Origin of the sequence: Microcoleus sp. D3_18_C4 (assembly GCF_036702355.1) — a bacterium.
Lineage (GTDB): Bacteria > Cyanobacteriota > Cyanobacteriia > Cyanobacteriales > Microcoleaceae > Microcoleus.
Window position 1 is genome coordinate 1 of record NZ_JAUBTF010000143.1, and the last position, 3,951, is coordinate 3,951.

At 45.1% G+C, this 3,951-nt stretch carries 3 protein-coding genes and 1 pseudogene; 2 read left to right on the forward strand and 2 right to left on the reverse strand.

The window, feature by feature from the left end:
• Positions 1-251 precede the first annotated feature (251 nt).
• Positions 252-359: pseudogene (locus QUA90_RS30640) on the forward strand (DUF7219 family protein); the annotation flags it as partial.
• Between the two features lie 51 nt (positions 360-410).
• Here QUA90_RS30640 and QUA90_RS30115 read toward each other — a convergent pair.
• Entirely contained in the window at positions 411-1,154 is a 744-nt protein-coding gene (locus tag QUA90_RS30115) for an HAD family phosphatase (RefSeq protein WP_333448761.1), read from the reverse strand.
• Positions 1,135-2,640, reverse strand: a complete 1,506-nt coding sequence (locus QUA90_RS30120) for a mannitol dehydrogenase family protein (RefSeq protein WP_333448762.1) — start codon at positions 2,638-2,640, stop codon at positions 1,135-1,137. Before QUA90_RS30120 ends, QUA90_RS30115 begins: the two co-directional genes overlap by 20 nt.
• A 1,003-nt stretch (positions 2,641-3,643) precedes the next feature.
• Between QUA90_RS30120 and QUA90_RS30125 the strand changes: the two genes are divergently transcribed.
• On the forward strand, positions 3,644-3,817 hold the full coding sequence (locus QUA90_RS30125; protein ID WP_333448763.1) for a hypothetical protein: 174 nt from the start codon (positions 3,644-3,646) through the stop codon (positions 3,815-3,817).
• The last annotated feature ends 134 nt before the right edge of the window (positions 3,818-3,951 follow it).

Below are 3,951 nucleotides of genomic sequence, written 5' to 3' on the forward strand. Positions count from 1 at the left end.
CACTTTACCCTCGCTCTCGCGAGCGCATAACCCAGGCTACGTCAAGTGCCATCGATATATTCAGCAAGCCCTAAGTAAGTTGGCTTGCGCGTTGCTTTGGTATCGTCGTTGCTGGCGTTTATCCATTGCCAATTAATTGATCATTCGATGCTTCTCAAATTTGTCCTTCCATTTTGAGAGAATTTCTTAATGCTAATCTCCAGGAATTTTCTCAACGAGTCAGCTTTATCGTCGGGTGAGAAACAGGAGTTAAATTGTCACCGCAAACTGCCTATGAACAGATTGAGGCATTGTGGAAAACCTTACAGCGATCGCACCAGGTTGATTTACCAATCGCCCGGTACTTCAAGAAGTTGTAGGTGCGGAGGGTTGGAAAACGATCAGATTTCAGTGCCTCATGCCCTGTTTATTTAGACTGGGGTTGCTGATAATAGACCGATAAGATCCTCCATCCGCTCGATAACTTGGTGGGCACCAGCCGACTCAAGAGCATCTGCACGGCTTTTTCGTTCATCCTCGCTGATATGAGTTCCCCCTACATAACCGATAATCTGCCCAATTCCAGCAGCAACGGCAGACCTTACCCCACTGATAGAATCTTCAATTGCCACGCAATCGGAAACTTCTGCGTCCAGACACTTCACTGCATATAGGTAGATGTCAGGAAGTGGCTTGGGACGTGGAACCGGGAGAGAGTCGTGGGCGCTAAATATCTGCTCGCTTGGGAAATACTCAGTCAGGCCAGCAGCACTCAGGCAAGCACTCAGCCGCTGTAAGCTGCTGTTACTTACTAGCGCATATTCAAATCCGTCGTCGCGCAGGGAAGACAGCACTTGGGGCGTTCCTTCTGTCGCTTTTGCCTCTACAGTAAGCCGTTCAATCGCTCTCTTTTCTTCTTCAGCCACTAGCCTGTCAATATCGCGCTCATTAAGACTGGTTGATGAGTCTGGGTAGAGCTTTTTGAGTATTTCCCTGTAGGGTTTTCCGGCGAAGCTTTTAACAAAGTCCTCAAGCTCATAGTATTGAGCGCCAGGGAACTCACTAGCAACTTCATTTGTCAGCCTCCATGCGCTCTTAAGTGCTATGGTTTCACTATCAACGACAGTTCCGTCATGATCGAAAAGCACCACCAAATCATGCTGAAACGGTTTCATTCAAAAGACCTCCCTCACTGTAATTTTTCAGCGTAGTCAATAGTCCTTGGGTCTGGAGATCTCGCAAAGCTTGGAGGCATTCATTATCTACGAGCTCTGTCTGTTCGCAATTCTCCAATCCCAGAATCCCGCTAATTAGTGCGCCTTCTTGAATCGCTGTAATTGTGCTTTGGGTATCCTTGGCATAATAGGGCTGACCAGACTCGCACGCCTCTTCTCTGACTGCAAGAAGCCACGCCGCAACAGGAAGTATAATACGCTTCATGCTGACTTTTCGGCTATAAGCATCCTGAAGTATCGGAAATATATACTTGCCTACTTTCCTACAGGTTTCTGAAGAGATTCTCTCCGTAGTATCGGGAAGATCTTCGTTACTGAGCCTTACTAAAACTTGCTCCATATATTGTTCACACATCTGGCGAGGCACTGGTGTTGCTGCTGCGATATCGTCCATGAGAAGCCGAGTAAACAACTGGAATTCCGGTAGCGCGATCGCCTCGTGCATATACTCTATACCTGCTCTTACAGCTAAACAGGCTATGAAAGAGTGTACTGCATTCAAGAATCTCGACTTCATATAGAGGAAGGGAGTGATGTCGCTAGTCATAATCACCCCCGTATCTTCCCACTTGGGTCGATCGCCTGCGAAGTTGTCTTCCACGACAAACTGCCAAAATGGTTCGGTTACAATGGGTGCGCGATCGCGAACTTGCAACAGTCGGCTGGGGTAGTTATAGTCGGATTCCTGTTCTTGAGGCACAATCCTGTCTACAACCGAATTAGGGAACGTGGCGTTATCCCTGATGTATTCTGCAAGCTGAGGATCGATCTCTTCAGCGTAAGCTAGCACTGCTTTTTGCAGGATATCCCCGTTTCTTGGGAGGTTGTCGCAAGAAAGGGTGGTGAACGGAGTCATGGAGCGATCACGTCGTCGCCGCAGCGCCTCTACGATAAAGCCAATTGCAGTAGTTGGAGTGGAAGGATTTTGCAAATCGTGCGCGATGTCTTCATTCGTTGTGTCGAGATTAAAATTCTTATCTAGATGGTAGCCTCCTTGAGTAATAGTAAGAGTCACCAGATGCACAGAGGGAGACGCCATCTTTTCAAGCACATACTCGCACTTGTCTCTACCATTAACTATTTCCCTGATAGAACCTATAACTTCCGCTTCCTCACGATTTTGAGCGCAACTAGAGTGTTTGGTCAAACTGTAAAGGAATCTCTGCGGTTTCAACCTAGTAATGGTCTGTTGACTCTTGAGGCTAACCCCACAAATCCCCCATCTCTGCTCTTGGGAATTCTTCTGTGCAAGATAGTTATGTATTATGTAGGCAAGATGCCCCCTAAAAAAACGACCTGGCCCGAAATGGACGATACCAGTCTTAAGCGCCCTCCTGTCGTAAAGAGACTGTTGCCTCCACAAACCAGTTACAGTACCGAAGCGAGAACTTGAAGAAACACTGGGCGGTCTGAGTAAGTTAACCATGAGACTTCTTAAATAAGTGTGATAAGGTAAAATGAAAATTGGTCAGTCTGGGTATACCCGATGACCTACAAGCAACACAAATGTCTCAAACTGGGAAAATTTCTGGTATCCTTTGTGCCATCTACAAAGAAGCGTATTACCACATGGTAATTAGGGTGTGACAGATAGAGCAGAGAAAGAAAAAATCAGGTAAACCTAATTAATAATAATCAAAGCTCAATTGGTCATTAACCTGAAGTAAGGCACAAGAGTAGGCGACCTACTGCAACTTTGTTCAACTTTGGCAAGTGCGTAAGCCGAATGTATGTCCTATAAGAAGGCGCAAATAGAGTGCTTTTAATTCTGGCTTGAGCTTCCCCAATAACTCTGTAGACTTTGATGTTATTTCCCTGGGTCGCTGCTATCCTCCGTCTTCAGGAGAATCTACAAACAATTTTTTATAGGGAGTTAAAACAACAGGGTAGTTAGGGTCTCACAGGTAGAACAGAGACAGAAGAAATCAGGTACACTTAATTAATTAAGTATCAAAGATCAAGTAGTCATTAACCTGAAGTAAGGCACAAAAATACGCCACATACTGCCACTTTGTTTAGCTTGGACAAGTGGGTAAGTCGAATGTCTTTCCTACAAGGCGCAAATAGACTGCTTTTAAATTATGCCTTTAGATTACCTAATAACTCTGTACACTTTGTATGTTATTTGCCTAGGTCGCTGCTATCATCTGTCTTCAGGAGAATATACACATAATTCTTTAGAGGGACTTATAACCACAATCAAGTGTATATTTGGCTAGAAGCAGTTAAGTTAGAGTTTGGCGTTGGTGTAGCAAGCGTCCAAAAAACAACGCTTGCGTGGAAAAGTCCTGTCTGTAGCGGATGGCTGATACAGCATTGCAAGGCCGTTTCAGTCTGTCTATAAATTTTTAAAGTTTCTTCACTCATTCTCTAAAATTGGAATTACGACTCGACTAATTGAGGAACGGATAGCCGAAGTGCAGCGGGATGTGAGAGTCCATTACTCAGAGGTTGCCATCAACTTGCTGGGATTGTGGGAACACCGAGGGAATGTGGAACTGTACTTCAAACACGGGTACAAAGTGTTTAATTATCGCATCGAGAAACTGACGGAGTATTTCGTGTTTCCTTTCGGTCAAGCGCACCCTGCGGGATTTGTTTGAAATGGAAGCAAAAGTGCGATCGTGATGTTGAGTTGAATGCGATCGGCTTGTGCTGGGTGATACAGCAAATTCCATGTAAATGTGGTACACTACATTCAGTACATCAGCAGAAAAAATGAAAGCTTATTCGATCG

Bases quoted from the DNA above. Each gene is read 5' to 3' on its own strand.
- QUA90_RS30115 (WP_333448761.1), bottom strand. From the start codon at position 1,154: ATGAAACCGTTTCAGCATGATTTGGTGGTGCTTTTCGATCATGACGGA.
- QUA90_RS30120 (WP_333448762.1), bottom strand. From the start codon at position 2,640: ATGGTTAACTTACTCAGACCGCCCAGTGTTTCTTCAAGTTCTCGCTTC.